Genomic DNA, 5,857 nt, shown 5'->3' with positions numbered 1-5,857 from the left:
ATGCCGAGCAGCCAGAACGCCAGGAACAGGCCGCCGGCCACGGCGAGCGCGGCGTGCGGCAGGTCGACCGGCGGCCGCCAGATCGTCGGCTGGGCGGCGTCGCGCGGCGGGCGGCCGCGGAAGGTGGTGCGGTTGGCCACCACGCCGGCGAGGAAGCCGGGCAGCACCAGAAGGGCGGCCACGCCGACCGCGACGGCCGACGGGAGCATCGGCCGGCCGGTCAGCAGCATGCCGATCAGCGTGCCGGCCCACAGCACGCCGGCCAGGCACAACAGGTCCAGCAGCAGCAACATCCGGCGGTTCGGCATGGGCCGGACGTTAGCCACCGTGGGCGGGGCCGTCAGGCGTTTGGCGCGTTTTGTGCGTTTCGCGCGCGGGCGACGTGCCGCCGGTAGCTGCTGACGCTCGGGTCGTCGGCGACCCAGAACCGCCACGGCACGTCGTGCGCGCTGGTCACGCCCACCCGCGGGCCGGCCACGACCCGGGGCGGCCCGTCCTGAGGCGGGGTCAGGAGCGCGGGGCCGGTGCCGTCGATGAGCGAGGTCCCGTACGCCTCCTTGCCGAGCCCGAGCACCTGCATCAGCTTGGCCGGCCCGCGCGCCAGGTCGTGATCGCCCTTGGCCGCGGGCCGGCGCCGGCGGGCGAGCTCGAAGCCGTCCACGACGGCGCCGGCCCGCAGCAGCACGGCCGCCGCCTCGCCCTCGCGCCCGCACACGACGTTGGCGCAGAAGTGCATCCCGTAGATCTGATAGACGTACAGGATCCCGGCCGGCCCGAACATCACCCGGTTGCGCCCGGTGACGCCGCGGTGGGCGTGACTGGCGGGGTCGAGCCCGAGCCCGCTGTAGGCCTCGACCTCGGTGAGCCGCACGCTCACGCTGTGCGCGGTGAGGCGCCAGCCCAGCAGGGTACGAGCCGTCTCGGCGACGTCGCCGGCGGGCGCGTCGAGCCACGCGAATTCCACCCGCCGATTGTGCCCGCAGCGCGGCGGGCGGCAACGACACCCCGGCGCTATGCGGGCGGGCAGGCGCCACTCATGATGCGCGCGACCTGCTCGTCGGTCAGCGGGGGAGCGGGCAGCGGGCGCGCGGGCACCGGGCGGGCGGCCGGGGCGCGCAGGCCGTCGAGCATGAAGGCCAGGTGGCGGCGCCACGCGTCCGGCGCCTCGGTGGCCGTCGCGCGGATCGTGCCGGTCAGCGACCAGACCACGAAGGCCATGTCCGTCAGCGTGAAGTCGGCCCGCAGCTCGCCGTTCTCCTGGGCCCGCGCGACCAGTGCGGACATCAGCGCGTGCCCGCGCGGCGGCCCGGCCCGGCGCCCGGTCAGGTCGTTGTAGCCGCGATCGGCCGCCATCAGCCGGCCGACCTGCTCGATCAGGTGCACCAGCCCGTCCCACGCCGAGTCCATCGACAGCGCGTGCTCGGCGATCCGCACCACGGTCTCCTCGCGGTCGGCGAACACCGCCTCGGCCAGCGCCGCCCGGCTCGGGAACCGGTTGTACAGCGTCCCGATGCTCACTCCGGCCCGGCGCGCGATCTCATCCAGCGGCACGTCCAGCCCACGCTCCGCGAAGGCGGCGCGGGCCGCCTCGATCAGGCGCTCCCGGTTCGCCCGCGCATCCCGCCGCAACGTCGTCATGTCGCCACCCTAACGAAGTTGACGATGCACTCAAGTTAGGCCTAAGTTGAGGACAATCTCAACTTCAAGGAGGAACCATGTCGGTGATCGCGGTTCTCGGTGCCGGGCCGGGCCTGGGCACGTCGGTCGCGCGCAGATTCGGTGATGAGGGGTACGCGGCGGCGCTGGTCTCCCGCCGCGGCTTCGAGCTGCCCGGCGCGACGAGCTACGCGGCGGACCTGACCGATCTCGCCGCGGTCGATGACGTGCTCGGCCGCATCAAGAAAGATCTCGGCCCGATCGACACCCTCTACTTCGGGCCCGCGTCGACCACCATGGACATCCGGCCGCTGACCGAGGCCGGCCCCGCCGAGGTGCTCGCCCCGATCGAGTCGATCCTGCTGCCGGCCGTGGCCGCCGTGGCCGCCGTGCTGCCGGACATGCTCGAGCGCGGCGCCGGCTCCCTGCTGCTGCCGGCCGGGCTGAGCGGCCTGCGTCCGATGCCGATCCTGGGTTCCCTGGCGCCGGTGAGCGCCGCCCTGCGGATGTACGCCCTCACGCTGCACGAGGCGCTCGTACCCACCGGTGTCTTCGCCGGAGCCCTCACGATCGGCGGCATGATCGCCCGGGGTGACATCCACGCGATGATCGCCGGGCAGCACCCCGGCGCCGACCTGCCCACCCTGGACCCGGACGAGATCGCCCAGGTGGCGTGGCGGATGACGCGCGATCGCACGACCGCCGAGACGGTCTTCGAGGCGGCCCTGCCGGTCCTCTGAAAACAAATTGAGTCGATTTCTGCGTCGAACGCATGGCCCGTTCGTCGGCGGGTATCCGCCCCGCGTTCCCGACTCGAAAGGATCCACCATGATGATCAGAAGGGCGGCCGCGGCGCTCGGTGTCGTCGGCCTCTTCCTCCTGCCGGCGACCGCGGCCAACGCGGCACCGTCCGACCAGGACACGACATATCTGAAGGCGGCGCACCAGTCCAACCTGGCGGAGATCGCCGGCGGCAAGCTGGCCCAGCAGAAGGGCGACAGCCAGCAGGTCAAGGACCTCGGCGCCCGTTTCGTCGCGGACCACACGAAGCTGGACGCGGCGCTGACCGACCTGGCGTCGTCGCTGGACGTCGACCTGCCGTCCGCGCCGAACGCCGAGCAGCAGGCACTCGCGGCGCGGTACCGCGCGGCCTCCGGCGACGACTTCGACGCGCTCTTCGTCTCGACCCAGATGACCGCGCACATGAAGGCCATGGCGCTGGGCAAGAAGGAGCTCGCCGACGGCAGCGACAGCAAGGTCAAGGGCGCGGCGGAGAACGCCGCTCCGGTGATCGCGGCGCACCACGAGCTGCTCGACAACGCGGCCCGTGACCTCGGCGTCCCGTCGAGTATCGGCACGGGCACCGGCGGCGAGGCCGCGCACCGGGCGCTGACCGCTCCGGTGGTCGGTCTCTTCGGCGGTGGCCTGGTGCTGCTGGTGATGGCGGGCGGCCTGCTGCTGCGCCGGCGGCAGACCGTCCGGGGATGACGCTGATCCGCGACGGCCGGCGCGTGCTGGGCTGGGTCACTCTGGTGGCCGGCCTGGGCGCGTCGGCCGCGGCCGTGGGGCTCGCCGTGCAGTCGGCGAGCCCGCCCGCCGACGCCGGTGAACTGCCCGCCGCCCAGCCGGCCGCGAGTGCGCCCGCCATGTCGGCCACCCGGGAGCCGATACGGGAGCAGGTGCAGGAGCCGCCCCCGTGGGCGGCGCCCTCCCGGATCCGGATCGCCGGGCTACGCGTGGACGTGCCCGTCCAGGCCGCCGGTGTGCGGCCCGACCGCGCTCTCGACGTGCCGGAGGATCCGGAGCGGCTCGGCTGGTGGATCGGTTCGGCCACGCCGGGGTCCCCGCGCGGGACCGTCCTGGTCGCCGGTCACGTCGACACCGCCGAGGACGGGCCGGGCGCCCTGTTCCGCCTGGAGACGCTGCCGATGGGCGCGCGGATCGAGGTGCGGGCCGGCGACCGCACCGTGACGTACCGGGCGGTCGCCCGGCGCAGTTACGACAAGCAGCGCCTGCCGGACGGCCTCTTCGCCGCCGGCGGCCCGCCGCGGCTGGCGCTGGTCACCTGCGGCGGCACCTTCCACAAGGGCGTCTACAGCCACAACGTCGTCGTGTACGCCGAACCGGTCGGCTGAGGCCGCCCGCCGCTCAGCCGCCCGCCGCTCAGCCGCCCGCCGCTCAGCCGCGCTCCGGATAGCCGAGCCGCGTGACCAGGTCGCCGGCCGCCTCGGTGAAGGCGCTGTCGATGTCGTCGTCGAAGTGGTTGCGCCAGTCGCCCGCGGCGCCCTTGCGGTAGTGCGCGCCGGAGGCCTGCCGGCCGCGCATGTTGGAGAAGCTGTAGCGGGCCAGCAGCGTCTCCAGGTCCGCGGCCGGAATGGTGATCCCGCAGTGCCGCAGCACGCTCTCCAGCTCCTCGGCCTGCCGTTCGCCGGTCAGATCCTCGTATTTGACCAGGCGCACCGCCTCGTCGGCCGGGGCGGTCGCCCACGAGCGCAGCGACCGGAAGGTTCCTTTCTTGGCGAGGTGGCCGATCATGTGCAGCAGCCCGTCCTTGACCGGCAGGCCCCGCAGAATCCGCCGCTGTTCCGGGATGTCGCCCATCGGCGTGTGCGAGTCACGGGTCGAGAAATAGTCCGACACCACGATGTCGCGCGGATCGCGCATCACGAAGAAGGTCCGATGGCGGCGCGGCTTCGGAATGGCGTTGAAACCCTTGCGCGAGACGAACAGTGACAATACGACGCGACCGGGCGGAAAGGCCTGGGGATGACGCCAGCTGTAGTAACGCGGCACGTAGGGCAGCAGGTCGGAGTGCCGATAGACGATCGGATCGCTGAATATCGCATTGATCCACTGGCTGGCCGTCTTGCGCACCGCGCAGTGGTACACGTTCGCGAACTCGCACCGCGCGGAAACGGGGACGGACAACCACATCCGTGTGTTGTGGCCCTCGAGCATCGCTCGGCGCGCCGCCACCCGCAGGGAGTTCGGCGTGTGGTGCTTGGCCATCACGAGAGTCCGGCCGATCATCGGCCGATTCTGCCCCATCAATTCGATGGACGCCAAATAGCTGCAATTGCAAGCTTGATTTCTGTGAACTGCCTGTAAGTCCTCGGGCGGCCGCTTTATCTACCATTCCTATGGGCAATGCATCCCCGGGCCGTCAGGGCTCCCGGGTGTAGTCGAGCTGGAGCCTCTCGTACACCGCGCGGGGCGGCTTGCGCTCCACCCGCCGGGCCAGATCCTCCAGATAGCACCAGGTGGTGGCGTTGTTCTCGGCGCGGTCCAGCAGCACGAACGGCGCCACCGCCGCCCACACCTTGCGGGTCGCCGTGCCGTTGGAGCCGATGATCAAATCCTCGTCGACGATCCCGTGCGCGACGAGTTTGCCCAGGTCGTCGTACCGGCCGGCGACCAGGCGCACGGCCGTCTGCGCCTCCACCGGCAGATCGACGAGGGCGACCGGCGGGTCGAACTCCTTGTTGAGGCGGTGGTAGACGAACTGCCGGGCGGTGAAGAACTCCGGAGTCCGGAACTGATCGAAGACCTGCAGGACGACCGGTAGGGCGTACCCGGCCGCGGCCGTCCTGGTCTGCCGGGCCGCGAGGTAGGCGGAGACGCTGAGCGCCACCACGGAGATGACGATGGCGAGGACGTTGGTGACCGACTGCAGCTCCACACCGTCCACAGTAGGTGCTATGCCAAAGTGCCCTGGCGGGCGTCCTTCCACAGGTCGACCGACGATGTGATCTCGGCGAGCACCTTGTCGATCGCGGCGAGCTCGTCGGCGCCGAACTCCAGGTTGTCCAGCGCGGCCACGTTCTGCTCGAGCTGGTGGACGCTGCTCGCGCCGATCACCAGCGAGGTCACCCGCTGGTCGCGCAGCGCCCAGGCGAGCGCGAGCTGGGCGAGGCTCTGGCCGCGGGCCGAGGCGATGTCGTTGAGCGCGTTCAGCCGGGCCACCATGGCGTCGTCGATCGTGTCCGGGTCCAGCGACTTGCCCTGCGTGGCGCGGGACCCCTCCGGGATGCCGTTGAGGTATTTGCCGGTGAGCAGGCCCTGCGCCAGCGCGGTGAAGCCGATGACGCCGGCGCCCGCCTCGGCGGCCGCGTCCAGCAGGCCCTCGGTCTCGATCCAGCGGTTCAGCATCGAGTACGACGGCTGGTGGATCAGCAGCGGGGTGCCGAGGTCGCGGAGCAGG

8 protein-coding genes and 1 pseudogene are annotated in these 5,857 nt (G+C 71.9%); 3 read left to right on the top strand and 6 right to left on the bottom strand.

Going from position 1 to position 5,857, the window contains the following annotated elements; all coding sequences use genetic code 11:
- The 3 genes and pseudogenes from AB0M20_RS23015 to AB0M20_RS23005 form a co-directional block, all read right to left on the bottom strand.
- Window positions 1-308, bottom strand: a pseudogene (locus AB0M20_RS23015) (hypothetical protein); the annotation flags it as partial.
- Window positions 309-340: 32 nt separating this feature from the next.
- On the bottom strand, window positions 341-964 hold the full coding sequence (locus AB0M20_RS23010; protein WP_364301297.1) for a DNA-3-methyladenine glycosylase: 624 nt from the start codon (window positions 962-964) through the stop codon (window positions 341-343).
- Window positions 965-1,011: 47 nt separating this feature from the next.
- The gene (locus AB0M20_RS23005) at window positions 1,012-1,638 is read right to left on the bottom strand and encodes a helix-turn-helix domain-containing protein (protein ID WP_364301295.1); all 627 of its coding nucleotides are present in this window, start codon (window positions 1,636-1,638) and stop codon (window positions 1,012-1,014) included.
- Between the two features lie 77 nt (window positions 1,639-1,715).
- On the opposite strand from AB0M20_RS23005, the gene AB0M20_RS23000 reads away from it, so the two are divergent.
- From AB0M20_RS23000 to AB0M20_RS22990, 3 genes are all read left to right on the top strand, one after another.
- Complete coding sequence (locus tag AB0M20_RS23000) at window positions 1,716-2,396, top strand: SDR family NAD(P)-dependent oxidoreductase (protein WP_364301293.1); 681 nt, start codon at window positions 1,716-1,718, stop codon at window positions 2,394-2,396.
- A gap of 88 nt (window positions 2,397-2,484) precedes the next feature.
- Window positions 2,485-3,144 (top strand): DUF4142 domain-containing protein, encoded by a 660-nt coding sequence (locus tag AB0M20_RS22995; protein ID WP_364301291.1) that lies wholly within the window; start codon window positions 2,485-2,487, stop codon window positions 3,142-3,144.
- Window positions 3,141-3,791 (top strand): class F sortase, encoded by a 651-nt coding sequence (locus tag AB0M20_RS22990; protein WP_364301289.1) that lies wholly within the window; start codon window positions 3,141-3,143, stop codon window positions 3,789-3,791. The genes AB0M20_RS22995 and AB0M20_RS22990 overlap by 4 nt, the downstream gene beginning before the upstream one ends.
- A 43-nt stretch (window positions 3,792-3,834) precedes the next feature.
- Here AB0M20_RS22990 and AB0M20_RS22985 read toward each other — a convergent pair whose 3' ends face one another.
- The 3 genes from AB0M20_RS22985 to AB0M20_RS22975 form a co-directional block, all read right to left on the bottom strand.
- On the bottom strand, window positions 3,835-4,686 hold the full coding sequence (locus tag AB0M20_RS22985) for a sulfotransferase domain-containing protein (RefSeq protein ID WP_364301287.1): 852 nt from the start codon (window positions 4,684-4,686) through the stop codon (window positions 3,835-3,837).
- A 133-nt stretch (window positions 4,687-4,819) separates the two neighbouring features.
- Entirely contained in the window at window positions 4,820-5,335 is a 516-nt protein-coding gene (locus AB0M20_RS22980) for a hypothetical protein (RefSeq protein ID WP_364301285.1), read from the bottom strand.
- 17 nt (window positions 5,336-5,352) lie between these two features.
- On the bottom strand, window positions 5,353-5,857 hold a 505-nt coding region (locus tag AB0M20_RS22975; protein ID WP_364301283.1), incomplete at its 5' end, for an aldo/keto reductase.

Origin of the sequence: Actinoplanes sp. NPDC051633, from assembly GCF_040681735.1 — a bacterium.
GTDB lineage: Bacteria > Actinomycetota > Actinomycetes > Mycobacteriales > Micromonosporaceae > Actinoplanes.
This window is presented reverse-complemented; position numbering and strand designations above follow the sequence as displayed.

Coding starts and splice junctions, on each gene's coding strand:
- AB0M20_RS22985 (WP_364301287.1), bottom strand. CDS start 4,686: ATGATCGGCCGGACTCTCGTGATGGCCAAGCACCACACGCCGAACTCC.
- AB0M20_RS22990 (WP_364301289.1), top strand. CDS start 3,141: ATGACGCTGATCCGCGACGGCCGGCGCGTGCTGGGCTGGGTCACTCTG.
- AB0M20_RS23005 (WP_364301295.1), bottom strand. CDS start 1,638: ATGACGACGTTGCGGCGGGATGCGCGGGCGAACCGGGAGCGCCTGATC.
- AB0M20_RS22995 (WP_364301291.1), top strand. CDS start 2,485: ATGATGATCAGAAGGGCGGCCGCGGCGCTCGGTGTCGTCGGCCTCTTC.
- AB0M20_RS23000 (WP_364301293.1), top strand. CDS start 1,716: ATGTCGGTGATCGCGGTTCTCGGTGCCGGGCCGGGCCTGGGCACGTCG.